Below are 23,670 nucleotides of genomic sequence, written 5' to 3'. Positions count from 1 at the left end.
TCGCTCACAACGCCGCCAGACCGCGTGCCAGGTCAGCCTGAAGGTCAGCAACGTCTTCCAGGCCGACCGCAACCCGGATCAGGCTGTCACGAATGCCTGCCGACTCACGCTCTTGAGGCGTCAGGCGACCGTGGGACGTGGTCGCCGGATGAGTGATGGTGGTCTTGCTGTCACCCAGGTTGGCAGTGATGGAAATCAGGCGAGTGGCATCGATGAAACGCCATGCGCCTTCCTTGCCACCCTTGACCTCGAAACTCACCACCGCCCCGAAACCCTTTTGCTGACGCTGGGCCAACTCATGTTGCGGATGGCTCTTGAGCCCGGCGTAGTGAACCTTCTCGATGCCATCCTGCTGCTCAAGCCACTCGGCAACGGCCTGGGCATTGGCACAATGAGCGCGCATGCGCAGGCTCAGGGTTTCGAGCCCCTTGAGGAAAATCCAGGCGTTGAACGGGCTCAGCGTCGGCCCGGCAGTGCGCAGGAAGCCGACCACTTCCTTCATCTGGCCACTGCGTCCAGCAACCACACCGCCCATGCAACGGCCCTGGCCATCGATGAACTTGGTGGCCGAGTGAACAACGATATCCGCACCCAGGCGCAACGGCTGTTGCAGTGCCGGCGTGCAGAAGCAGTTATCCACCACCAGATGCGCACCCTTGGCGTGGGCGACTTCTGCCAGTGCGGCGATGTCTACCAGCTCGGCCAGCGGATTGGACGGTGACTCGACGAACAGCATCCTGGTATTGCTCTTGATTGCCGCATCCCAGCCGGACAGGTCCGCCAGAGGTACGTAATCGACTTCGATGCCAAAACGCTTGAAGTACTTCTCGAACAGACTGATGGTCGAACCGAACACACTGCGCGACACCAGTACATGGTCACCCGCGCTGCACAGGCTCATGACCACCGAAAGAATCGCGGCCATGCCGGTTGCCGTGGCAACGGCCTGCTCTGCGCCTTCCAGAGCGGCGATGCGCTCCTCGAAGGAGCGCACTGTCGGGTTGGTGTAACGCGAATAGACGTTACCCGGCACCTCGCCCGCAAAACGCGCGGCTGCATCGGCAGCCGTGCGGAATACGTAGCTGGAGGTAAAGAACATCGGATCGCCATGCTCGCTTTCCGGCGTGCGATGTTGCCCGGCACGTACGGCGAGGGTATCGAAACCCACGCCTTCAAGGTCGCTGTCCAGCCGACCGGCATCCCATTCCTGAGTCATGCCGTCACTCCTTGCTCGATTAGTTGTTGTACAGATCGATAATAGCGCTCACTGCCTGGCTTTTTACCTTGGAAGCGTCGTTGCGCGCATGCTCGATCCTGTTCAGATAATGCTCGTCGATGTCGCCGGTGACGTATTTGCCATCGAACACCGAGCAGTCGAAGTTATCGATCTTGATCTTTTTGCTGCCGCTGACCGCTTCGATCAGGTCGGTGAGATCCTGATAGACCAGCCAGTCGGCACCGATGAGGTCGGCAACGTCCTGGGTGGAGCGATTATGGGCGATCAGTTCGTGAGCACTCGGCATGTCGATGCCGTAGACGTTGGGGTAACGCACTGCTGGCGCAGCCGAACAGAAGTAGACATTCTTGGCGCCCGCTTCGCGAGCCATCTGGATGATCTGCTTGCAGGTGGTGCCGCGCACGATGGAGTCGTCCACCAGCATCACGTTCTTGCCGCGGAATTCCAGCTCGATGGCATTGAGCTTCTGGCGCACGGACTTCTTGCGTGCAGCCTGACCGGGCATGATGAAGGTACGGCCGATGTAACGGTTCTTGACGAAACCTTCGCGGAACTTGACGCCCAGGTGGTTGGCCAGCTCCAGCGCAGCGGTACGGCTGGTGTCCGGAATCGGGATGACCACGTCGATATCGTGATCCGGGCGCTCGCGCAGGATCTTGTCCGCCAGTTTCTCGCCCATGCGCAGACGCGCCTTGTAGACCGAGATACCGTCGATGATCGAATCGGGGCGCGCCAGATAGACGTGCTCGAAGATGCACGGAGCATATTTGGGGTTGGCCGCACACTGACGGGTGAACAGCTTGCCGTCTTCAGTGATGTAGACCGCTTCACCCGGCGCCAGATCGCGAATCAGGGTAAAGCCCAGCACGTCCAGGGACACGCTTTCGGAGGCGATCATGTACTCGACGCCTTCGTCGGTATGACGCTGGCCGAACACGATAGGACGAATGGCGTCAGGGTCGCGGAAACCGACAATGCCGTAACCGGTGATCATCGCCACCACGGCATAGCCGCCACGGCAACGGTTGTGCACGTCAGTCACGGCCGCGAAGATATCCTCTTCGGTAGGCTGCAACTTGCCACGCACTGCCAGTTCATGGGCGAAGACGTTGAGCAGCACTTCCGAGTCGGAGCTGGTGTTGACGTGGCGCAGGTCGGATTCGTAAATCTCCTTTGCCAGTTGCTCGACGTTGGTCAGGTTGCCGTTGTGCGCCAGCGTGATGCCGTAAGGCGAGTTGACGTAGAACGGCTGGGCTTCGGCCGAAGTCGAGCTGCCCGCGGTCGGGTAACGCACATGGCCAATGCCCATGTGCCCGACCAGACGCTGCATATGGCGCTGATGGAACACATCACGCACCAGGCCATTGTCCTTGCGCAGGAATAACCGGCCTTCATGACTGGTCACGATACCGGCAGCGTCCTGGCCGCGGTGCTGGAGGACGGTAAGCGCGTCATACAGCGCCTGATTGACGTTCGACTTACCGACGATACCGACGATGCCACACATGCGACACAACCCCTACTTAGTGGAACTTGATTTACCAAGCACTTCCTGCGGCATGGTAGCCGGCAGGATCTGCTCCTTGAACGGCAGCTCAGCAGGAATGCTGATGCCGCTGGCGAGCCACTGGCTGGACATCCCGAGAATCAGGTTTTTCGACCAGTCAGCAACCATGAGAAATTGCGGCAGCAGCCTTGATTCCTGCCACCATTGATCCTGTTGTACAGGGCCCAGGCTCAGCAGCCCGACCGCTACCACGACAAGCAGCCCTCCGCGCGCAGCGCCGAAGACCATACCCAGAAAACGATCGGTCCCGGAAAGCCCGGTGACGCGAATCAGTTCGCCGATAAGAAAGTTGACCATGGCGCCGACCAGCAATGTGGCGACGAACAGAATGATGCAGCTCGCGATCACGCGGGCTGAAGGTGTATCGATGTAATTGACCAGATAGAGGGACAGCCCCGCACCGAACATCCAGGCCACGACGCCCGCGATGATCCAGGTCAGCAGAGACAGGGCTTCCTTGACGAAGCCGCGCTTGATGCTGATCAGAGCGGAAATGGCGACAATTCCGATAATCGCCCAGTCAACCGGAGTAAATGGCACGGTGCAGCCTACAGACTGATGAGGCGGCGCATTTTAGCAGAGCGCCCGCCTGCCGGTAAGCTGCGATTCGCGATGCGTTGCGACTTTTAGCCACGCTCTGGCTGAAAGCGCACCACAATACCCTTGAGTTTCTGCTGTTTGTCCAACTGATCACGCAGACGATCGGCCTCGGCACGCTCGATCAACGGTCCGACAAACACCCGATTCACACCATCGGCGGTACGAATGTAGGCGTTGTAACCCTGGGCACGCAGAGTCTTTTGCAGGTTATCGGCATTGGCGCGATTGGACATGCTGGCCAACTGAACAGACCAGCTCACCGAAAGCCCGTTGGCATCGACACCGCTCGGCGCTGCCTTGGCAGTTGTTGCCGGAGCAGGAGCAGCAGGCGCTGTGGCCGGAGCCGGTTTGGCAGGCTTGGGTGCTGGCGCAGGCGCTGCTGCCTGTGCCGGTGCTTGCGCCGGGGCAGAAGCGACAGATGGAGCAGGCGCGATCGGCATCGAAGGCGGCAACTGGCTGGCAGTGCTCATGTCCTCTTCACCGGGTACCGGCTCCTGAGGCAGGATCTGCGGCTCGGGAACCGGCACCGGATCCACCTTGACCTGCGGGGCAACCGGAGCCTGTGGCGCAGCAGGTGCTTCAACCTGCACCTGACGCACTTCATCCTGACGGGTAAACAGCATCGGCAGGAAGATGACCGCCACCGCAATCAGAACCAGGGCGCCAACCATTCGCTGCTTGAATACTTTATCCAGCAAAGCCATTTGCAGCTTCCTCATCGGTGTACCGGGCCAACCACTCCAGGGCCTCGGCCACACAGTAAAAAGATCCGAACAGCAAAATCTCGTCATCAGCCGTCGCACGTGCGCATTGCGCTTCAAGCGCCAGCGCAACACTGTCGTAAGACGCTTCTTCAGCGCCAAGGTTCTGCAAGGCCGACTGCAATTGTGCGACAGGCCGGGTACGAGGTGTCGGCAAAGGTGCCACGGCCCAGTCCTGGACACTGGAAACCAGCTCGCTCACCACCCCGTCAAGATCCTTGTCCGACAGCAGACCAAACACCGCAAGGCGCTTGCCGACCACTGGCCGCTGAGCCATGCGCTGCGCCAGAAACTGCGCAGCATGGGGGTTGTGGCCAACATCGAGCAACAGATTGAGGGTCTTGCCCTGCCACTGAAATACACGCCGATCCAGACGACCGGTAATGCGCGCACCTGCCAGCGCAGAGTGGATGACCTCGGCCTGCCATGGCATATCCAGTAACAGATAAGCCTGAAGCGCCAGAGCGGCATTCTCCATGGGCAGATCCAGCAAAGGCAGACCGGAAAGCTCGACCACCTGCCCCGCCTTGTCACGACCACGCCAGTTCCACGCCTCACGGGTCACGGTCAGATCGAAATCGCGACCACGCAATGACAAGGGACAGCCTAGCTTATCCGCCTGCTCCAGCAATGGCGCAGGAGGATCAAGATCACCGCAAAGCGCCGGACGGCCCTCACGGAAGATACCGGCCTTCTCGAAAGCGACCGACTCACGGCTATCGCCCAGCCAGTCGGCATGATCGATACCGATGCTGGTCACCAGCGAAAGATCGGCATCCACCAGATTCACCGCATCCAGACGCCCGCCCAGACCGACTTCCAGCACGACGGCATCCAGGCGCGCCTGCTCGAACAGCCAGAAAGCCGCCAGCGTGCCCATCTCGAAATACGTCAGGGTGGTATCGCCACGCGCCGCTTCGACAGCGGCAAAGGCCTTGCACAATTGGGCATCGGACGCTTCGACGCCCTGCACCTGCACGCGCTCGTTATAGCGCAGCAGATGTGGAGAGCTGTAGACACCCACTTTCAGACCCTGGGCCTGAAGCAAGGCTGCGACGAATGCGCATGTCGAGCCTTTGCCGTTGGTGCCGGTTACCGTGATTACCCGGGGCGCAGGACGGGTAAGCCCCAACTGCTGCGCCACCTGTCGCGAACGATCCAGCCCCATGTCGATGGCAGAAGGATGCAGTTGCTCCAGATAGGCGAGCCAGTCGCCCAGGGTTGCAGGGGTCATACAGTGGCCGGTGCCGGTGGAACGACGACTGGCTCGATGACTGGCGCGACGAACTTGGGAGTCGGCAGGTTCATCATCTGAGCCAGCAGGTTACCCAGGCGCGGACGCAGCTCACTGCGCGCGATGATCATGTCGATGGCGCCATGGTTCAGCAGGAACTCGCTGCGCTGGAAGCCTTCAGGCAGTTTTTCGCGAACGGTCTGCTCGATGACGCGGGGACCTGCGAAACCGATCAGAGCCTTCGGCTCGGCAACGATGACATCGCCCAGCATTGCCAGACTGGCAGATACACCACCGTAGACCGGGTCGGTCAGTACGGAAATGAACGGCAGGCCTTCTTCACGCAGACGCGCCAGAACAGCCGAAGTCTTGGCCATCTGCATCAGGGAAATCAGGGCTTCCTGCATCCGGGCACCGCCGGAAGCAGCAAAACAGATCATCGGGCAGCGGTTTTCCAGCGCATAGTTGGCAGCGCGCACGAAACGCTCGCCCACGATGGCGCCCATCGAACCACCCATGAAGGAAAACTCGAACGCGGAAACCACGACCGGCATGCCCAGCAGGGTGCCGCTCATGGAAATCAGGGCGTCTTTCTCGCCGGTCTGCTTCTGGGCACCGACCAGACGATCCTTGTACTTCTTGCTGTCGCGGAATTTCAGACGATCCACCGGCTCCAGATCGGCACCCAGCTCGGCACGGCCTTCGACATCCAGGAAGATGTTCAGGCGGGCACGGGCGTCAATACGCATGTGGTGGTTGCACTTGGGGCAGACGTCCAGGGTCTTTTCCAGCTCAGGGCGATAAAGCACCGCTTCGCAGGAAGGACATTTGTGCCAAAGCCCCTCGGGAACCGAGCTTTTCTTGACCTCGGAACGCATGATCGAAGGGATCAGTTTGTCTACCAACCAGTTGCTCATGCTTTATTTCTCCAGTACCGGTTTGGCTCCCGCACCTGGCGATCAACACCAGGCGCACGCCCTTGACTTAAATTCGTATAGGTGGCGGTGATTGACGGGCAGCGGTCAGCCTGACCTGCATTACCCTCGACCCCGCTGTTAATCGGCGACGCACGCAGGTGCAATCGCTTGTTCAATCCGACCCGCATACTTATGGCGGGGACAGGCTTATGGACGGCGGCAAATCGACAACCGTCACATCAGGCGCCGTGGACCGCACTCATGAAGGCAAGAATCTTGTCGCGATCCTTGATGCCCTTGCTCTTTTCGACCCCGCCACTGACATCGACGGCATACGGCCGGACCTGGGCAATGGCTTGTGCCACGTTAGCCGAAGTCAGCCCGCCTGCCAGAATAACCGGCTTGTCCAGGTTGTCGGGGATCAGCGCCCAGTCGAAGGTTTCACCCGTACCACCGGGCACACCGGCTACATAGGTATCAAGCAGGATTCCGCTGGCCTTGCCATAGGCACGACAGGCCGCTGCGATATCGTCACCCGCCTTGACCCTGAGAGCCTTGATATACGGACGATGGTAGCCATCGCACTCTTCAGGCGTTTCATCGCCATGAAACTGCAGAAGGTCCAGAGGCACGGCATCCAGGGTTTCGTTGAGCTCGCAACGGCTGGCGTTGACGAACAGGCCGACAGTGGTGATGAAAGGCGGCAAGGCGGCAATGATGGCTCGCGCCTGCTGCACATTCACAGCCCGGGGACTTTTGGAGTAGAACACCAGACCGATGGCATCGGCACCCGCCTCGACGGCCGCCAATGCATCCTCTATGCGGGTAATCCCGCAGATCTTGCTGCGAACGGCTGACATGTGGTGAAAACCTCAGACCTTTCGGAAAGTCCCGGATGTTAGCAAATGCTGTTCCGGACGTCAGCCGCCAAGTTCGCTGAAGCCTGTAAGAAAGTGCGGGCCGATATAGCGCTCCGGCAACGGGAACTCGTCCCGGTACTCCACCTGCACCAGATACAGACCGTAAGGATGCGCCGTGACACCACCGGTGCGACGGACACGGCTTTCGAGCACATCACGCGCCCACTCCACCGGCCTCTCCCCTGCCCCGATGGTCATCAACACGCCCGCGATATTGCGCACCATATGGTGCAGGAAGGCATTGGCCCGCACATCGATGACGATCATCTTGCCATGCCGGGTGACGCGCAAATGATGCAATTGCTTGACCGGCGACTTGGCCTGACACTGCCCGGCACGAAAGGCGCTGAAGTCATGGGTGCCGACCAGATACGCGGCAGCCTCGGCCATCCGCTCGACATCCAGCGGCCTGTGATTCCAGGTGATTTCCTGGCCAAGGTGCGCCGGGCGAATCTGATCGTTGTAGATCACGTAACGATAGCGGCGGGCAATGGCCTTGAAGCGCGCATGGAAATGGGACGGCATGACCCTGGCCCAGGTGACGCTGATATCGTGGGGCAGGTTGATATTGGCCCCCATGACCCAGGCCTTCATCGTACGCTCGGCTTTTGTATCGAAATGCACAACCTGGCCGCAGGCATGCACACCCGCATCGGTACGCCCGGCGCACATCAGCGAAACAGGTGAGGCCGCCACTTTGGACAAGGCATCCTCAAGGGTTTCCTGCACCGTCAGAACGCCAGACGCCTGACGCTGCCAGCCGCAATAGCGCGAACCCTTGTATTCCACGCCCAGCGCGATTCGGGAAAAGCCCTCGGCGGCCATCTCGGCGGCCGGGTTATCTATGTTCGCCAAGGTGCTACAGCCTGTGAGTCCGCGAAAAGGCGGCCATTATACGGGCGCCGAAAAAAGACGCCAGTAAAGCAAACGGCCGCAAAAGCGGCCGTTGCTGTATAGCGCAGGTTGAATCAGGCCAGTCGCGACAACATCTCGCGTGCTTCACTCTTCTGACCGTCATCCCCTTCGCTGACCACTTCATCGAGAATATCCCGAGCGCCGTCGGCATCCCCCATGTCGATATAGGCACGCGCCAGATCCAGCTTGGTCGCCGCCTCATCGGTACCCGACAGGAAGTCGAACTCAGGTTCGTCTTCCAGTGCAGCATCTTCAGCCGTGAAGCGAGGCTCATCGAGCGGTGGATGCTCCAGATTCTGGGAAAGACGATCCAGCTCGGCGTTGACGTCTTCGATCTCGGAAGCGAACGCCTGGGTCGCCTGATCGGTTTCAATCTCATCGGCCAGCGACAGATCGAAATCTTCAGGCAGCTCCAGATCCTCCTCGACTGAAGGTACGGGCTCACCCAGATCGAGAGGATCGTCACCCAGACTCAGCAATTGATCATCCTCGGCCTTGAGCGCTGGCTCTTGCGACGAAAGATCCAGATCGAAATCGGCCAGATCATCGACACCGGCCGCTGCCTGGGCATCTTTCTGCTGCTGCATGATCGACTCGAAGCTCAATTCTTCGTCGTCACTTGCAGCCGAAATGCCCGGTTCATCCAGCAACAGGTCGTCCAGATCGTTGATCGTGGAAACCTCGGCCACAGGCGTTTCGTCGAACTCATCCAGGCTCAGATCGAAATCGTGATCGAACGGATTGTCTTCTTCGACAACAGGTTCAGCCACTACAGGTGCAGGCTGCTCAGGCTCGGGTTCCAGCTCAAGCTCTGGCTCTGGCTCTGGTTCAGGAGCAAGCACAGGCGTTGGATCTTCGGGATCCTCGGCCAGAAGCTCTTCGACATACTTGGCATCCAGCTCCGCCGCCACGGCAGCCGCCGTGACCGCTGCCGCAGCGGCTGCAACGGCAACCTGAGGAGCAACTGCAGGCGCTGGCTCCAGTGCTGGAGCAGGCTGCGGCGCAGCCGGTGCCTGAACAGGCTCAGCAGCCACCGGTGCCGTTACAGGTTCCGGGGCCTTCTCGGTCGAGTATCGATCCTTTAGCTGCTCGACCTCAGCATTACGCTTTCCCGCAGCCACCAGCTTCCGTTCGTGGGCCGCATAGGCCTTGTTGTTACCCTGCTCGGCGTAGATTTCCATCAGCTTGCGGCGAATGTCGTCACGCGAAGGATCTTCCTTGACGGACTCTTCGAGCAGCTCGATCGCCTGATTCATGCGACCGTAAGCGATATGGATTTCGGCCTGAACCAGCGGATCGGCCGGACGCTCACGGGAGGCAGCAGCGGCGGCGGCCGGAGCTGCGCCCATCTTGACGTTCGGCGGCGGCACATCAAGCCCGTCGAAGCTGGCCTGAGGCACGTCCATGTCCATATCGGAAACGAAGTCGGACTCTTCTGCCAGGGCACGTGCCATGCGCTTGTGCTTTTCAGCCTCGGCCTTGGCATTGCGACGACGAGCCAGGAACAGCAGCAACAGCGCCAGGATCAGAAGAACCCCACCACCGATCAGGCCCAGCAGGACCGGATTGTTGAGGATGGCGTTGAGTGGATCTTCTTCCTGGGCTGCGACAGGTTCAACGGCCAGAGGCTGATCGGCAGCCGGTATCGCCACCTGAGCGGCCAATGCATCCTCGGGAGCCACTTCGCCCGCAGGCTTGAGCGGCGCACCATTGGCGTCGACCAGTGCAGCCGGCACTGCCGGATTGACGGGCGCGGCAGGCGCTGCTGCCCCGGCCTGCACCTTGGCCAGTTGATCGTTCTTGAGTTCGATGAGGCGTTGCAGTTTATCGAGCTGGCTTTGCAGATCGTTCATGCGGCTTTTCAGCTCGGCATTGTCACGACGCGAGGTATCCAGCGCTTCCTGGGCCACAGCCAGCTTGTTGCTCAGATCGGCGTCACCTGACGCACCTTTGGCAGCAGGTTTGCCACTGGCAGAAACCAGGCTGAGGTTGTCACGGGTTTCAACCTGCGACGGAGCCTCACCGGCTCGCGTACGCCGGGTAGCATCCACCTGACGGGTACCCGCAGGCAGACGACGCCCTTCGCGCCAGGCGCGATATTGCTGGGAAACTTCCGCCAGAGCCTGAGGCTGAGGCAGAGCGGTGGTTTGCTGAGGCGTCGGCAGACGCAGCACCTGACCCTTTTTCAGGCGGTTGATGTTGCCGCCGATGAACGCATCGGGGTTCAACGCCTGGATCGCCAGCATGGTCTGTTGAACCGTGCCCGCCGTACGAACCTTGGCGGCGATTTCCCACAAGGTATCGTTATTGGTGGTGACGTATTGCGCAGGCTTGTCCGCAGCAGGAGGCGGCAAGGCGGCTTCAGGTGTCTGGGCTGGAGCAGGCGGCGCAGCAGGTGCAGGTGCGGCGGCTGGCGGCGCAACCGCTGGCAATTGCGCAGGCGCTGCTGCCGGGGCGGAAGGAGCTGCGGCAGCAGCAGCCGCGGCGGCCTCTGGCGAGAACTTCGGCGGATCCAGCAACAGGCTGTATTCACGCAGCAACCGGCCATTAGGCCAGAGCACCTGAACCAGGAACTTCACATAGGGATCGCGCACCGGCTTGCTGGAAGTAATGCGCAACACGCTTTTACCACTGGCATTGATGACCGGGGTAAAAGTCAGGTCATTGAGAAATGCCTGTCGCGTGACACCCGCCTGAGCGAAATCTGCAGTAGTTGCCAGACTCGGGACAACTTGTGCAGCATCGAGGCCCTGTGCCTGAGTCAATTCAATCTCGGCTACCAGAGGCTGGTTCAGGGTCGACTTTACCGACAATTCCCCGAGCCCCAACGCCTGCGCCATACCTGATGACAGCGCCGAAGCCGCAGCAATTGCTAATACCAGTTTACGAACCTGAACCATAGCCCATCCCTTGTTTAAAGATCCCCCGGCATCCGGGGAGGTAGTCCTGCATTGGGTGTAAGGCATAGCGCCGCTAGAAATATTCTTCAAATTGTTGCCAAGTATCTTTTACACATAGCCTTTTATCAACAATTCGCCAACCTGCACAGCATTCAAAGCGGCTCCTTTTCGAACATTATCGGAAGTAACCCACAAATTAAGTTGCTCTGGATCGTCTATTCCGCCACGGACACGACCTATATAAACAACGTCCTGACCTACGGCATCACCCACCGGCGTCGGGTAATCACCCGCGTCGACCAGTTCGATACCTGGCGCGGAATCGAGCAATTCATTGATCGCCGCGATATCCACCGGGCCTGCGGCCTGGACCGAAACACTGAAGCTGTCACCGAAGAAAACCGGCACCTGGATGCAACTGGCAGACACCTTGAGTTCAGGCAGCGCCAGCAGTTCGCGCACTTCTTCAACCAGGCGCTTCTCAAGCGGGACATGGCCCGACTCGTCCGGTGTGCCGACCTGTGCCAACAGGTTGAATGCCATCTGCCGATCAAAGAAACGTGTTTCCAGCGGGCGAACGTTCAGCAGCTCGGTGGTCTGGCGTGCCAGCTCGGCAACCCCTTCGCGCCCCAGCGTAGAAACAGCCAGACAGGCTGTGACGTTGATTCGCACGATATCCAGAACACTGCGCAAAGGCGCGAGTGCCAACGCCAGCGCCGTGGCCGACGCACTCGGGCTGCTCACCAGATGCGGTCCGGCATTCTCGACAAGCAGGTCACCATTGACCTCGGGAACCAGACGCGGCGCCTGACTGGCAGGCAGCGCACCGGAAAGATCCACCACCGAACAACCGGCGGCAATGGCGCGGGAAGCGAAACTCAGGCTGACGGCTGGGCCGGCGGCGAAAAATGCCAGGCGAACCTGGCTGAAATCGAACGCATCGACTTCGCGCACACGTACGTTCTTGCCCCTGAACGGCACGGAATGGCCGGCAGATTCGATGCTGGCCAGCAGGTGCAGATTGCCGATCGGGAAATCGCGTTCTTCCAGAATCTGGACGATGGTTTCGCCGACAGTACCGGTGGCACCAATTACGGCGATATCAAAGGACTGACTCATGCAAAAACCTCAGGCAAAACAGGGAGCGGCACTTTAACTGTCGCGATGCCAGCAGGCAATCAAGCCTGCAGAGGCAAACAGTCTCAGGGTTCCAGGCCAATCGGGAAGAATGAGCCATGGCTCCATACACCCAGCCAGGTCTGGCCGTTCAACTGACGTGAAACCGCCAGTTCGACCAGTTCATAAAACACATTGCGATGAATCAGGGCTTCAAGATTGCTGCGCACATGCACATAGGGCGAAGGTTCCTGGGTGACAGGATCGATCAGGACCCGAATCGGGTGCTCAGGCCCGGCCTCGACCTCATCCTCTACATGGGTGATAAAGCGCAGGATCTGCGCCTCGCCTTCACCACTCACTTGCAGGCCAACCGCTACGAAAGGAGCATCATCGACCTTGATTCCCACCTTCTCCACGGGAGTGATGAGGAAGTAGTCATCGCCATCGCGACGCAGGATCGTGGAAAACAGGCGAACCATCGGCTTGCGGCCAATCGGCGTACCCAGGTAGTACCAGGTGCCGTCCCGGGCGATACGCATGTCGATATCGCCACAGAAATCCGGATTCCACAAATGAACAGGCGGCAGCCCTTTGCTTGCAGGAATCTGCGAGAGCAGATCGGTGGCCTTGCCTGAATCACTCATGTCCTGCCCCTAGTTTTCCACACCCAACAGTTTACGAGCGTAGTCCCGAAGGGGCGGACCAAGCAAATCCTGAGGTTTGGTATCGTAAAGTGTCAGCAATCCGCCACGGCTGCGAATGCGAGCGCTGTCGATGAGATAACGGGTGCTGGTTTCGATGAGCATCAACTGAATGACGCCGCTGTCTATGCCCAGGCGATCCAGCGCTTCCTGATCGGACCATTCATCGGTGGTGCCGATACGGTCATCGGCCTTGGCAAAGCGCGTGTAGAGCAAGTAATGCGCGCCGGCGCTACGGGCTTCGATCATGGCGTCGTCCAGGCCTACCGGCGCAGCAGCACGGCGGACCATGGGGAAGTATTCGACAAAACCCTTGAACGCCTCTTCGGCGACCACATTGGGACGCGGATAAGCACGGCCTGGCGGTACGAATGGGCCCTGGGCGATATAGATGAAGGAGTCCGGCTGAACGCGCCAGTTGCCCAGGCGACGGGTTTCGCTGTGATCGAGCAGGCCAGCATCACTGAATTGCTCACGAACGCCCTCCCCCATATCACTGACTTTCATGCAACCACTCAACGCCAACAGCGTCAGCAATAAGACCAGGCTACGCATCATATCCTCCCAGATGCCGGTGACGGAAAACCGGCGAATGGTCGTCGGATGCAGCTTCCGCGCCAAACAAGCCGCGAGAGAGTCAACGTGGGAGCGAATTCATTCGCGAGAGGCCAGTACACCTCATACAGATGTATCTGTCTGGAATGCCGTTTCGCGGATAAATCCGCTCCTACTCGGCTGGTTTTACATCCGGCAAGGGATCACTGTCGCGCTTGCGCTTGTTGCCCATGCGCACGCCGATATCCATCAGGAAGTGGAAAAAGCCTTCCTGATCTTCCAGCACGTTGCTCCAGAAAGGCGAGTGATACAGCGCAACTGCGCCATGCACCAACGCCCAGGCCGCGCAATAGTGATAATAGGGAGGCACGTCTTCCAGCTTGCCTTCGGTGATCCGGCCCTTGATCAGCAGGGTCAGGTGCTCGAAGTTGGAAGCCCGGATCTTGTGCAGCTCTTCGACCAGCTCGGGAACCTGATTGCCCTTGACGACTTTCTCTTCCAGACGATCAAAGAGTCTATAGCGCTGAGGATCGCGCATACGGAATTCGAAGTAGGCACGCGACAGCGCCTCCTTGTCCTTGTCGACATCGGCCGAGTGCAGCAACTCGTTCAGGTCGCGCTCGTAGTCGAGCATCAGGCGCAGGTAGATCTCGGCCTTGGACTTGAAGTGCTTGTAGATCGTGCCTTTGCCTATGCCCACGGCATCCGCGATCATCTCGACGGTGACACTGTCTTCACCCTGTTCGAGGAACAGCTTTAGCGCGGTGTCGAGAATCTCCTGCTCACGGCGGCGAAATTCACGGATCTTACGAGGTTCTTTCTGCATAAGGAGATCTGTAGGGATCAAAATCGAAGCCGCGTATTATGCCCAAATGGCGACAGATTGCACGGATCATCCGACCATCTCAACGCATATGGAGTAATTCAGACCAAAATGGCCGTTCTGGTTACGAAAGCGCAGGTTGCCCTACGAACTCCATGTAGCCGGTAATCACGACATACAGGGTGAAATAGGCAAAGATCAACGCCGAGGCGATATAGGACCACTTCAGCATCTTCTCGCCCATGAGCCGCCCGCCCTGATGGGCCAGCGCACACAGGGTAATAGACCAGACCACACCTGCCGCGAGGAACCCCGCCAGAAAGGACGAGGCGCTCGACATGTCCGAGCCCTGCCGGGCAATCAACGCCCCGCCAACCGCCGCGAACCACAGGATAGCGCTGGGGGATGACATGGCCAGGAAGATGCCGCGAAAGAACAGCGAGGGCGCCGTCCTGCCCCATTGCCCGCCCTGGCTTTCGATACCGGCACTGACGCCCACTGCACTTCTCATCATCTTGAAGCACAGGTAAGCCAGAACCGCCGAGCCTCCCAGCCAGAGCACATAGCGCACCGCTTCATATTGCAGAAGGACAGCCATGCCCAGCATTGCCAGGACCGCGTACACCAGATCACCGATGCAAGTCCCCAAGCCGAGCCACAAGCCCCGGGAAAAGCCCTGCTGCATGGAAAGCGTGATCATCGCGATATTGGCCAGCCCGATATCCAGGCACAGCGAAAGACTCAGCAAAAAGCCGTTGGAAAACTCCATTTAAACCCTCGAAAACCCAACCGCTCTTGCCGTGCAATACAGGCAATCAGGACAGGAAAAGATCAATTTCATTCAAATCAGGGACTTTCAGCCAAGAGATAAAATCTCCCTGAACAGCGCCGCTCATTGAGCAATCAATAACCGGTTTAGTATTCCAAAACTGTTTAAAAAACGAACAGCCTGTACTGGACGCGTCACAATACTGATCGATACTTAAAGCGCTGGCATGTCATACATCCCCCAAGTGACCTGCCGGTAGAGGCGCCAAAGGACCGTGTGCCTTTGTTTTACTCCTAATGGTCTTAACCCGGCTTCACCCCCCAGAATCCGGGTTTTTTTTGCCTGCGATTCAAGGGTGTGTCACGGCTTCGATACCCGGGCCAGAGGAAACAGCCGGGCAAAGTTTTCTGTGGTCTGCTCGGCAAAACGCTCATAAGGCTCGCCGCGCAACATCGCCAGGAACTCGGCCACTTCACGCACGTATTGCGGCAGGTTTGGCTTGCCGCGATAAGGAATCGGCGCCAGATAAGGGGAATCGGTCTCGACCAGCAGGCGATCGGCAGGCACCTGACGCGCCACATCACGCAGCGCATCGGCATTGCGGAAGGTCACGATGCCCGACAGGGAGATATAGAAACCCAGATCCAGCGCTGCCTTTGCCATTTCCCAGTCTTCGGTGAAGCAATGCAGCACACCTGCCTGCGGCAGTGCAGCCTCACGCAACAGATTCAGGGTATCGGCACGCGCCCCGCGTGTATGCACGATGACCGGCTTGCCGGTGACACTGGCCGCCTGCAGGTGCAGACGAAAGGAAGCCTGCTGAAGCTCGGCAGCCTCAGGCTCATAGTGATAATCCAGGCCGGTTTCACCGATGGCCACTACCCGCGGGTGATTCAGCTCGGACAGCAGCCAGTCCAGAGCAGGCGCTTCGCCGGGCTTGAGATCCAGCGGGTGAATGCCCACCGAGCAGTCCACGTCGTCATAACGCTCGGCCAGGGCTTTTACAGCGCCGGCATTATCGGCACTGACGCCGATGCACAGAAAATGCCCGACACCTCTGCCACGCGCCGCTTCAAGGGCAGCGTCCAGAGAGCCATCGTGCTGGGTGAGGTCAAGGCGGTCGAGGTGGCAATGCGAATCTACAAGCATGGGTAAAAAGGCAACTACATCGTATGAGTGGGACGGTCGGACTTCAGAGCACCAACCAGATAGGTTTCGATCAGGTTACGAGCGGTATTGTCACCGTCGTTGAATTGCACGCCGACACCGGCGGCCCGGTTGCCTTGTGCGCCCTTGGGAGTGATCCAGGTCACCCTGCCGGTCACCGGAACCTTCTCCGGCTCATCCATCAGATTGAGCAGCATGAACACTTCATCACCCAGCTTGTAGCTTTTGCTGGTAGGAATGAACAGGCCGCCATTCTTGATAAAAGGCATGTAAGCCGCATACAGCACGGATTTGTCCTTGATGGTCAGGGACAGAATGCCGTTCCGCGGACCTGTACTAGGTGGCAAGCTCATTGCTACTCCTCATAGGTTCCCAAGTCTGCGAGTCTACGCCTGTCCGGGCAGACCTGCCCACTGCACCAGCAAGGCTTCGAGCAGCAGCACGCGATTGAGGTTGGCCTTGGACAAGACTTTCTGTCGCTGCGCCAGCACCCAGTCCTGAATTTCCAGCACCTTGGTGCGGGGCGTCTTTTGCGCCAGATACTGCACGACCTTACGCATATCGCTCAAGCCAAGGCCTTCCTCATCTTCAGTCAACTGGTAACGCAGGATCAGGTGCGACCAGTCGCAGAACCAGTCGAACAGCAGCAACAGCGGGATATCCTTCCAGCCTTCCGCAAGCTGGGTCGGCGATTGCTGCTGCTTGAGCAGCTTTTTAACGCCTTCCACCACCTGGGCACGCTGTTCGCGAATACCCTGAGCCTGAAGCGAAACCGCTGCCAGAGGCGAACCGGCCGCAAGGGTCAGCAACTCCACCCGCTCTTCTTCTGAGCTGTCCGGCAAGGCCGTTGCCAGCCATTCCAGGCTGGCTTGCCCACTCGGCAGCGGGCAGGCCTGCTGGACACAGCGGCTCTTGATGGTCGGCAGCAACCGGCTCGGCTGATGACTGACCAGCAGCAGGACCGTATTGCCCGAAGGCTCTTCAAGACTTTTCAACAGCGCATTGGCCGCGTTGATGTTCATCGCCTCGACCGGCTCGACCAGCACTACCTTGCGCCCGCCCATTTGTGCGGTCTGCACGACGAAACTCACCAGATCGCGAACCTGATCGACCTTGATGGGCTTGTCTGCCTCTTCCGGCTCCAGCACGTAATTATCAGGATGGCTGCCAGCCGCCAGCAGCAGACAGGACTTGCACTGCCCGCAGGCATCGAGCCCCTCGGGGCGCTGGCACAGCAAGGTGTGCATCAGACGCTCGGCCAGCGCACGCTTGCCGATCCCCACAGGACCATGCAACAGATAGGCATGAGCATGCTGGGAACGACCGGCCATCTGTTGCCACAGAGACGTCTGCCACGGATAGGCTTCAGCCACGGTGCCGCTCCAGCAACTCGGGCAGCAACGCATCCAGGGACGACTGGACCTGAGCCAGTGTCAGAGACGCATCCACCAACCGGTAACGCGCAGGCTCGGCATGTGCCCGCGCCAGATAAGTACTACGCACGGCGTCAAAGAACGCACGACCTTCCTGCTCGAAACGATCCAGTCGGCCTCGTGCAGCGGCACGCGCCAGACCCACTTCGACCGGCAGGTCGAACACCAGCGTCAGGTCAGGCCGCAAGGTACCCTGGACAAAGCTTTCCAGTGCGGCAATACGCTCATGGGACAAGCCGCGCCCGCCGCCCTGGTAGGCATAGGTCGCATCCGTGAAACGATCACACAAGACCACTTCACCACGGGCCAGAGCAGGACGAATGACTTCGGCAAGATGCTGGGCGCGTGCAGCAAAGACCAGCAGCAGCTCGGTATCGGCAGACATGGCTTCGTCGCTGGGCGCCAGCAGCAATTCGCGAATACGTTCGGCCAATGGCGTACCTCCGGGCTCACGGGTCAACAGCACCTCAATGCCCTGGGCACGCAACTGAGCCGCCAGGTAATCGCGATTGGTGCTTTTGCCAGCACCTTCCGGGCCTTCAAGGGTGATGAACAAGCCAGTCACAGGCAATCCTTAGTTGTTTTCATTGCGAGGCTGAATCGCCGGGCGGCGCATCGGGCGCAGCCGCGGGTTCGGACTCTGTGGGAGTCGAGCCGGACCCGGCAGGCGCTACCGGAGTCGGTGCCGGGCTGGATCGGTAATCTGCACGGCGTTTGAGCTGGTATTCGCGCACCGCGGCGTTATGGGCATCCAGATCGTCGGAGAATACATGGCTGCCATCCCCTTTCGCCACGAAGTACAGGCTGGTGCCCGATACGGGGTTGAGGGCCGCATTGATGGCTTCGCGTCCGGCCAGAGCAATCGGTGTCGGCGGCAGGCCGGAAATGACGTAGGTGTTGTAGGGCGTCGCCTCTTTAAGATTGGCGCGGGTCAGCTTGCCGTTGTAGCGCTCGCCCATGCCGTAGATCACCGTCGGATCGGTCTGCAGCATCATTCCCAACCCCAGACGACGGACAAACACACCGGCAATTTCACCACGCTCGCGAGGCACGCCGGTTTCCTTTTCCACCAGCGAAGCCATGATCAAGGCCTCGTAAGGATCCTTGTAAGGCAAATCTGCAGCACGCTTGCTCCACTCCTCCTCCAGCACATCTTGCAGACGGTTGTAGGCCTGCTTGAGCAGATCGGCATCGCTCATGCCGCGCACATAGCGGTAGGTATCGGGAAAGAAGCGGCCTTCAGGGAAGACATCGGGATGCCCGAGCCTGACCATCAAGTCCTTGTCGCTCACTCCAGCCAGGGTCTGTTCGAGCTTGGGCTGCTTGGCCAGTGCGGCGCGAACCTGACGGAAGTTCCAGCCTTCCACCAGCGTCAGGCTGTACTGCACGACTTCCTTGCGCTTCCAGACGCCAAACAGGGCTTGCACGTCCATGCCCGGCGTCATGCGGTATTCGCCACTGTGCAGCGGCTGTTCGGCCAGATTGAAACGCCAGTAAACACGCAACCAGAAGGCGTCCTTGATCACGCCGTCATTCTCAAGGCGATTGAGAACCAGAGAAGGCGACGATCCGGCAGGTACGTCCAGCAGCTGTTCCTGAGTGACATTCAGAGGCTGGTTCAACGCTTCCCGCTGCTTCCACCAGGCAAAGCCCAGCGTCAGGCCTGCCAGGACTGCAGCGATTTCCAGCAACACCAGTATTTTTCGGATCACGAATCAGTTATCCAGAAGTGCTCGAGCAATATCTTGCAGTTTACGGGTGAGCGGACCAACCGGCCAGTTCAGCCTTGAAAAGCCACGCACCGGCCACACGCCATAAACGCTATTGCACAGAAACAGCTCATCCGCCTGTTCGAGGTCGGACAAGTGCAGGTCACGGATATCGACAGCAATCCCCTGATTTCGTGCCTGATCCAGCAATTCGGCACGCATCACACCTGCCACGCCGCAACGACTCAGATCAGCCGTCAGCAGAGCACCGCCGCGAACCAGAAACAGATTGCTGTAGACGCCTTCGATCACGCGGCCGGAGGTATCGCACATCAGGCCTTCGGCATGCTCGCTGTCCTGCCACTCGGAGCGGGCCAGCACTTGCTCCAGGCGGTTCAGATGCTTGAGACCGGCCAGCAACGGCTGCTCAGCCAAACGGGTCTTGCACGGGAAAAGACGTACGCCCTGCTCGGCATGGGCCGATGGGTACGCGGGAGCCGCAGAGCCCTGCAGAATGCGTCGCGACTGGGTATCGGGTGCTGGCGCGTAACCGCGCTGGCTGTCGCCGCGGGTCAGGATCAGTTTCATGACTCCCTCGCCCAGTTGCGCAGCGAAGCGGGTCATTTCAGTACGAAGCAGCACCTGATCGACAGGGATGGCCAAACGGTCACAGGATGTTTCAAGGCGCTGCAGATGCCGCTCGAACAGCAACGGCTGGCCCTTGCTGACGGCGATGGTTTCAAACACTCCATCGCCATAAGCCAGACCTCTGTCCCTGAGGGACAGAGAATCTTCGGGGCAACCGTCAACCCAGGCGAGCATCACTCGCTGAACCGACGGAACACCAGCGAGCCATTGGTACCGCCAAATCCGAAGGAGTTGGAGACCGCAACATCGATCGGCATGCGACGCGCCTCATGAGGCACGAAGTCCAGATCACAGCCTTCGTCCGGCTCATCCAGGTTGATGGTCGGTGGCGCAACCTGATCGGCAATCGCCAGGACACTGAAAATCGCCTCGACCGCACCAGCGGCACCCAGCAGGTGACCGGTCATGGACTTGGTAGAGCTGACTGCCAGCTTGTAGGCGTGATCGCCGAATACCGACTTGACCGCCGACGCTTCAGCCAGGTCGCCAGCTGGCGTCGAAGTGCCATGAGCGTTGATGTACTGGACCTGCTCGACATTGAGCTTCGCATCGCGCAGCGCATTGGCGATGCAACGGGCCGCACCGGCACCGTCCTCGGGTGGCGAAGTCATGTGATAAGCATCACCGCTCATGCCAAAGCCAACCAGCTCGGCATAGATGGTCGCGCCACGCGCCTTGGCATGCTCAAGCTCTTCGAGTACCAGAGCACCTGCACCATCGGAGAGGACGAAACCGTCGCGCCCCTTGTCCCACGGACGACTGGCACGCGCCGGGTCGTCGTTGCGGGTAGACAGCGCACGTGCAGCACCGAAGCCGCCCATGCCCAGACCACAGGCTGCCATTTCGGCGCCACCGGCGATCATGACGTCAGCTTCGTCGTAAGCGATATTGCGCGCCGCCATGCCGATGCAGTGGGTAGCCGTGGTGCAAGCCGTGGCAATGGCGTAGTTAGGACCCTGTGCCCCCAAATGGATGGACAGGAACCCGGAAATCATATTGATGATCGAGCCCGGCACAAAAAACGGAGAAATCCGCCCTGGCCCCTGCTCGTGCAGCAGACGACTGCTGTTTTCGATGTTGGTCAGACCACCGATACCCGAACCCATGGCAACGCCAATGCGCTCGCGGTTGGCATCCGTGACCTCAAGACCTGCATTGCGCACAGCCTGAAAGCTGGCTGCCAGGCCGTATTGAATAAAGAGATCGAGCCGACGCGCTTCCTTCGGCGCCAGGTATTCTTCGACATTGAAGCCTTTGACCGAACCACCGAAACGGGTGGTGAAGGCCGAAAGGTCAGTGTGCTCGATAAGGCCGATGCCACTGCGGCCCGCCAGAATCCCTTGCCAACTGCTGGGCACATCATTGCCCAATGGCGAAAGCATGCCCATCCCGGTGACCACGACGCGTCTACGCGACACAGGACTCTCCTTCTCTATTGTTGACAAAACATCGCTTTTTCAAAGAAAAAACCGCACGCCGGTAAGAGCAGTGCGGTTTTCACATCACAGCAACAACGATTACAAAGTCTTAAGCCTGGTGGCTGTTGACGTAATCGATAGCAGCTTGAACGGTGGTGATCTTTTCCGCTTCTTCGTCAGGGATTTCGGTCTCGAATTCCTCTTCCAGAGCCATTACCAGCTCAACGGTGTCCAGGGAGTCAGCACCCAGGTCTTCAACAAAGGAAGCGGTGTTAACGACTTCTTCTTCCTTGACGCCAAGTTGCTCGGCAACGATTTTCTTGACGCGCTCTTCGATGGTGCTCATACCTAGTTTTAACTCCTAGTGGAAATATTCAGGCATCTGGCCAGAGGGTAAGTGTATAGAAGAGGTTTTGCTGATTTCAAGCTTCACGCTCCTCCACCGAACCTCACCCGCCAATTGCCTATTTGTAGATTGCAGTTTTACAACGGATTTTAGACAGCTCGCATGACACTTTTTGAAACGAACATCCACTCTTAGCTCATGTACATCCCGCCGTTGACCGGGATTGTAGCCCCGGTAACGTAGCCTGCGCCTTCCGACGCAAGAAAAGCGACAACATGTGCAATCTCTTCAGCCTGACCCAGACGTCCCAGAGGGATCTGAGTGATCAGGGATTGACGCTGAGCTTCAGGCAGCTCGCGCGTCATGTCCGTATCGATGAAGCCTGGCGCTACCGAGTTCACGGTCACAGCACGGGAGCCGACTTCACGAGCCAGAGCACGGCTGAAACCTTCCAGACCGGCCTTGGCAGATGCGTAGTTTACTTGACCTGCGTTACCCATGGCACCGACAACCGAACCAATGCTGATGATACGACCCCAACGAGCCTTGGTCATGCCACGCAATACGCCCTTGGACAGGCGGAACAGACTGTTCAGGTTGGTGTTTACTACATCATGCCATTCGTCATCTTTCATGCGCATCATCAGGTTGTCCCGGGTAATACCGGCATTGTTCACCAGAATCAGCGGCGCACCGACACGCTCCTGAATGGTGGACAGCACCGAATCCACGGACTCGGCATTGCACACATCCAGCGCCAGGCCGAAGCCTTCGATGCCGTTTTCCTTGAATGTAGCAGAGATGCGCTCGGCACCGGACTCAGAGGTCGCGGTACCCACAACGACTGCACCATTGCGGCCCAACTCCAGGGCAATGGCTTGACCAATTCCACGACTGGCGCCAGTCACCAGTGCAACTTTACCTTGCAGGCTCATGCAAGCTTCTCCTAATCAGGCCAGTGCCGCACGAGCGGCGGCAAAGGCGTCCGGGGTATCCAGGTTGTAGGTAATCACGCCTTCGGCGCAACGCTTGTTCAGACCAGCCAACACCTTGCCCGGCCCACATTCCACCAACTGGGTCGCACCATGGCTCGCCAGGCTCTGGATGGATTCCACCCAGCGTACCGGCTTGTACAGCTGCTCCAGCAGATCACGCTTGAGCGTAGCCAGATCGTTCACGGCAGCGGCGCTGACATTCTGCACCAGAGAGATGACAGGCGCTTGCCACTCGATAGCCTCGATGGACTGGGCAAAGCGCTCGGCCGCCGGACGCATCAGCTCACAGTGGGAAGGAACGCTGACCGGCAAAGGCAATGCACGTTTTGCGCCACGGGCCTTGCACAGCTCCATTGCGCGCTTCACCGCCTCGGCGGCACCGGCAATGACGACCTGGCCTGGCGAGTTGAAATTCACGGCACTGACCACTTCGCCCTGCGCAGCTTCGGCGCAGGCCGCGATAACATCGGCATCGTCCAGACCCAGGATGGCAGCCATGCCGCCCTGACCGGCCGGGACCGCTTCCTGCATCAGTTGACCGCGACGCTCCACCAGCTTGACCGCATCGGCAAGACTGAGGCTCTGCGCAGCAACCAGCGCACTGTATTCGCCCAGGCTGTGACCGGCCACGAACGCCGGAACCGCACCACCTTCGGCCAGCCACACATGCCACAGGGCAATGGACGCCGTCAGGATGGCAGGCTGGGTCTTGTCGGTCTGGTTGAGAGACTCGACCGGACCTTGCTGGGTCAATGCCCAGAGGTCATAGCCCAGGGCATCGGATGCCTGTTCAAAAGTGTCGAGGATCAACGGATGCTGTGCGCCCTGCTCGGCGAGCATGCCGAGCGATTGCGATCCTTGACCCGGAAAGACGAATGCGAGGGATGCAGACATGTAACAGGCCCCTGAATTGTTGTCGTCGAAAAATAGGCGTCC

24 protein-coding genes are annotated in these 23,670 nt (G+C 59.3%); all 24 read right to left on the bottom strand.

The features are described from left to right. Window positions 1-4: 4 nt before the first annotated feature. Entirely contained in the window at window positions 5-1,216 is a 1,212-nt protein-coding gene (locus tag K5D32_RS15810) for an O-succinylhomoserine sulfhydrylase (RefSeq protein WP_221600958.1), read from the bottom strand. A gap of 19 nt (window positions 1,217-1,235) precedes the next feature. Beyond that, window positions 1,236-2,744 (bottom strand): amidophosphoribosyltransferase, encoded by a 1,509-nt coding sequence (gene purF, locus K5D32_RS15805; RefSeq protein WP_025260988.1) that lies wholly within the window; start codon window positions 2,742-2,744, stop codon window positions 1,236-1,238. 12 nt (window positions 2,745-2,756) lie between these two features. Further along, window positions 2,757-3,344, bottom strand: a complete 588-nt coding sequence (locus K5D32_RS15800) for a CvpA family protein (RefSeq protein ID WP_025260989.1) — start codon at window positions 3,342-3,344, stop codon at window positions 2,757-2,759. 86 nt (window positions 3,345-3,430) lie between these two features. Beyond that, window positions 3,431-4,108 (bottom strand): SPOR domain-containing protein, encoded by a 678-nt coding sequence (locus K5D32_RS15795; protein ID WP_221600957.1) that lies wholly within the window; start codon window positions 4,106-4,108, stop codon window positions 3,431-3,433. Next, entirely contained in the window at window positions 4,092-5,399 is a 1,308-nt protein-coding gene (gene folC, locus K5D32_RS15790) for a bifunctional tetrahydrofolate synthase/dihydrofolate synthase (protein WP_221600955.1), read from the bottom strand. Before folC ends, K5D32_RS15795 begins: the two co-directional genes overlap by 17 nt. Continuing rightward, entirely contained in the window at window positions 5,396-6,316 is a 921-nt protein-coding gene (gene accD, locus K5D32_RS15785; protein ID WP_025260992.1) for an acetyl-CoA carboxylase, carboxyltransferase subunit beta, read from the bottom strand. Before accD ends, folC begins: the two co-directional genes overlap by 4 nt. Window positions 6,317-6,555: 239 nt before the next feature. Continuing rightward, window positions 6,556-7,176 (bottom strand): phosphoribosylanthranilate isomerase, encoded by a 621-nt coding sequence (locus K5D32_RS15780; RefSeq protein WP_025260993.1) that lies wholly within the window; start codon window positions 7,174-7,176, stop codon window positions 6,556-6,558. Between the two features lie 60 nt (window positions 7,177-7,236). Next, the gene (truA, locus tag K5D32_RS15775; RefSeq protein WP_221575760.1) at window positions 7,237-8,061 is read right to left on the bottom strand and encodes a tRNA pseudouridine(38-40) synthase TruA; all 825 of its coding nucleotides are present in this window, start codon (window positions 8,059-8,061) and stop codon (window positions 7,237-7,239) included. Window positions 8,062-8,204: 143 nt separating this feature from the next. Continuing rightward, the gene (locus K5D32_RS15770) at window positions 8,205-11,051 is read right to left on the bottom strand and encodes a FimV/HubP family polar landmark protein (protein WP_221600953.1); all 2,847 of its coding nucleotides are present in this window, start codon (window positions 11,049-11,051) and stop codon (window positions 8,205-8,207) included. Between the two features lie 108 nt (window positions 11,052-11,159). Continuing rightward, complete coding sequence (locus K5D32_RS15765) at window positions 11,160-12,170, bottom strand: aspartate-semialdehyde dehydrogenase (protein WP_221575620.1); 1,011 nt, start codon at window positions 12,168-12,170, stop codon at window positions 11,160-11,162. Between the two features lie 83 nt (window positions 12,171-12,253). Further along, window positions 12,254-12,814, bottom strand: a complete 561-nt coding sequence (locus tag K5D32_RS15760; protein WP_221575619.1) for a DUF1285 domain-containing protein — start codon at window positions 12,812-12,814, stop codon at window positions 12,254-12,256. A gap of 9 nt (window positions 12,815-12,823) precedes the next feature. Then, window positions 12,824-13,426, bottom strand: a complete 603-nt coding sequence (locus K5D32_RS15755; protein WP_216703631.1) for a DUF4823 domain-containing protein — start codon at window positions 13,424-13,426, stop codon at window positions 12,824-12,826. A 172-nt stretch (window positions 13,427-13,598) separates the two neighbouring features. After that, window positions 13,599-14,252 (bottom strand): TetR/AcrR family transcriptional regulator, encoded by a 654-nt coding sequence (locus K5D32_RS15750; RefSeq protein ID WP_200992455.1) that lies wholly within the window; start codon window positions 14,250-14,252, stop codon window positions 13,599-13,601. 121 nt (window positions 14,253-14,373) lie between these two features. After that, on the bottom strand, window positions 14,374-15,018 hold the full coding sequence (locus K5D32_RS15745) for a LysE family translocator (RefSeq protein ID WP_221575618.1): 645 nt from the start codon (window positions 15,016-15,018) through the stop codon (window positions 14,374-14,376). A 360-nt stretch (window positions 15,019-15,378) separates the two neighbouring features. Then, a complete protein-coding gene (locus tag K5D32_RS15740) occupies window positions 15,379-16,167 on the bottom strand; it encodes a TatD family hydrolase (protein WP_221575617.1) in 789 nt (262 codons plus the stop codon). A 14-nt stretch (window positions 16,168-16,181) separates the two neighbouring features. Next, window positions 16,182-16,538: a PilZ domain-containing protein gene (locus tag K5D32_RS15735; RefSeq protein WP_025261002.1), complete on the bottom strand. Its 357-nt coding sequence runs from the start codon at window positions 16,536-16,538 to the stop codon at window positions 16,182-16,184. Between the two features lie 33 nt (window positions 16,539-16,571). Beyond that, window positions 16,572-17,558: a DNA polymerase III subunit delta' gene (locus tag K5D32_RS15730; protein WP_198727202.1), complete on the bottom strand. Its 987-nt coding sequence runs from the start codon at window positions 17,556-17,558 to the stop codon at window positions 16,572-16,574. Next, the gene (tmk, locus tag K5D32_RS15725; RefSeq protein ID WP_221600951.1) at window positions 17,551-18,183 is read right to left on the bottom strand and encodes a dTMP kinase; all 633 of its coding nucleotides are present in this window, start codon (window positions 18,181-18,183) and stop codon (window positions 17,551-17,553) included. The genes K5D32_RS15730 and tmk overlap by 8 nt, the downstream gene beginning before the upstream one ends. 19 nt (window positions 18,184-18,202) lie before the next feature. Next, complete coding sequence (gene mltG / locus K5D32_RS15720; RefSeq protein WP_221575616.1) at window positions 18,203-19,330, bottom strand: endolytic transglycosylase MltG; 1,128 nt, start codon at window positions 19,328-19,330, stop codon at window positions 18,203-18,205. Window positions 19,331-19,333: 3 nt separating this feature from the next. Beyond that, a complete protein-coding gene (gene pabC / locus K5D32_RS15715; protein ID WP_221600949.1) occupies window positions 19,334-20,149 on the bottom strand; it encodes an aminodeoxychorismate lyase in 816 nt (271 codons plus the stop codon). Beyond that, window positions 20,149-21,393, bottom strand: coding sequence for a beta-ketoacyl-ACP synthase II (gene fabF, locus K5D32_RS15710; protein WP_221575614.1), 1,245 nt, complete (start codon window positions 21,391-21,393; stop codon window positions 20,149-20,151). The genes pabC and fabF overlap by 1 nt, the downstream gene beginning before the upstream one ends. Before the next feature lie 109 nt (window positions 21,394-21,502). Further along, window positions 21,503-21,739 (bottom strand): acyl carrier protein, encoded by a 237-nt coding sequence (acpP, locus tag K5D32_RS15705; RefSeq protein WP_004884578.1) that lies wholly within the window; start codon window positions 21,737-21,739, stop codon window positions 21,503-21,505. Between the two features lie 191 nt (window positions 21,740-21,930). After that, complete coding sequence (fabG, locus tag K5D32_RS15700; RefSeq protein WP_025261009.1) at window positions 21,931-22,674, bottom strand: 3-oxoacyl-ACP reductase FabG; 744 nt, start codon at window positions 22,672-22,674, stop codon at window positions 21,931-21,933. 15 nt (window positions 22,675-22,689) lie between these two features. After that, the gene (fabD, locus tag K5D32_RS15695) at window positions 22,690-23,628 is read right to left on the bottom strand and encodes an ACP S-malonyltransferase (RefSeq protein ID WP_221575613.1); all 939 of its coding nucleotides are present in this window, start codon (window positions 23,626-23,628) and stop codon (window positions 22,690-22,692) included. Window positions 23,629-23,670 lie beyond the last annotated feature (42 nt).

Source organism: Pseudomonas cichorii, from assembly GCF_019719005.1.
Classification (GTDB): domain Bacteria; phylum Pseudomonadota; class Gammaproteobacteria; order Pseudomonadales; family Pseudomonadaceae; genus Aquipseudomonas; species Aquipseudomonas cichorii_E.
The sequence above is the reverse complement of the archived record's forward strand: the minus strand, read 5'-3'. Positions and strand labels throughout refer to the sequence as shown.

Excerpts from the sequence above, each read along its gene's own strand:
- K5D32_RS15760 (WP_221575619.1), bottom strand. The coding sequence starts at position 12,814 with ATGAGTGATTCAGGCAAGGCCACCGATCTGCTCTCGCAGATTCCTGCA.
- K5D32_RS15780 (WP_025260993.1), bottom strand. The coding sequence starts at position 7,176 with ATGTCAGCCGTTCGCAGCAAGATCTGCGGGATTACCCGCATAGAGGAT.
- purF (WP_025260988.1), bottom strand. The coding sequence starts at position 2,744 with ATGTGTGGCATCGTCGGTATCGTCGGTAAGTCGAACGTCAATCAGGCG.
- K5D32_RS15770 (WP_221600953.1), bottom strand. The coding sequence starts at position 11,051 with ATGGTTCAGGTTCGTAAACTGGTATTAGCAATTGCTGCGGCTTCGGCG.
- K5D32_RS15765 (WP_221575620.1), bottom strand. The coding sequence starts at position 12,170 with ATGAGTCAGTCCTTTGATATCGCCGTAATTGGTGCCACCGGTACTGTC.
- K5D32_RS15735 (WP_025261002.1), bottom strand. The coding sequence starts at position 16,538 with ATGAGCTTGCCACCTAGTACAGGTCCGCGGAACGGCATTCTGTCCCTG.
- folC (WP_221600955.1), bottom strand. The coding sequence starts at position 5,399 with ATGACCCCTGCAACCCTGGGCGACTGGCTCGCCTATCTGGAGCAACTG.
- K5D32_RS15810 (WP_221600958.1), bottom strand. The coding sequence starts at position 1,216 with ATGACTCAGGAATGGGATGCCGGTCGGCTGGACAGCGACCTTGAAGGC.
- K5D32_RS15755 (WP_216703631.1), bottom strand. The coding sequence starts at position 13,426 with ATGCGTAGCCTGGTCTTATTGCTGACGCTGTTGGCGTTGAGTGGTTGC.
- K5D32_RS15745 (WP_221575618.1), bottom strand. The coding sequence starts at position 15,018 with ATGGAGTTTTCCAACGGCTTTTTGCTGAGTCTTTCGCTGTGCCTGGAT.
- fabG (WP_025261009.1), bottom strand. The coding sequence starts at position 22,674 with ATGAGCCTGCAAGGTAAAGTTGCACTGGTGACTGGCGCCAGTCGTGGA.
- K5D32_RS15795 (WP_221600957.1), bottom strand. The coding sequence starts at position 4,108 with ATGGCTTTGCTGGATAAAGTATTCAAGCAGCGAATGGTTGGCGCCCTG.
- K5D32_RS15750 (WP_200992455.1), bottom strand. The coding sequence starts at position 14,252 with ATGCAGAAAGAACCTCGTAAGATCCGTGAATTTCGCCGCCGTGAGCAG.
- truA (WP_221575760.1), bottom strand. The coding sequence starts at position 8,061 with ATGGCCGCCGAGGGCTTTTCCCGAATCGCGCTGGGCGTGGAATACAAG.
- K5D32_RS15740 (WP_221575617.1), bottom strand. The coding sequence starts at position 16,167 with ATGCTTGTAGATTCGCATTGCCACCTCGACCGCCTTGACCTCACCCAG.
- accD (WP_025260992.1), bottom strand. The coding sequence starts at position 6,316 with ATGAGCAACTGGTTGGTAGACAAACTGATCCCTTCGATCATGCGTTCC.
- fabD (WP_221575613.1), bottom strand. The coding sequence starts at position 23,628 with ATGTCTGCATCCCTCGCATTCGTCTTTCCGGGTCAAGGATCGCAATCG.
- pabC (WP_221600949.1), bottom strand. The coding sequence starts at position 20,149 with ATGCTCGCCTGGGTTGACGGTTGCCCCGAAGATTCTCTGTCCCTCAGG.
- acpP (WP_004884578.1), bottom strand. The coding sequence starts at position 21,739 with ATGAGCACCATCGAAGAGCGCGTCAAGAAAATCGTTGCCGAGCAACTT.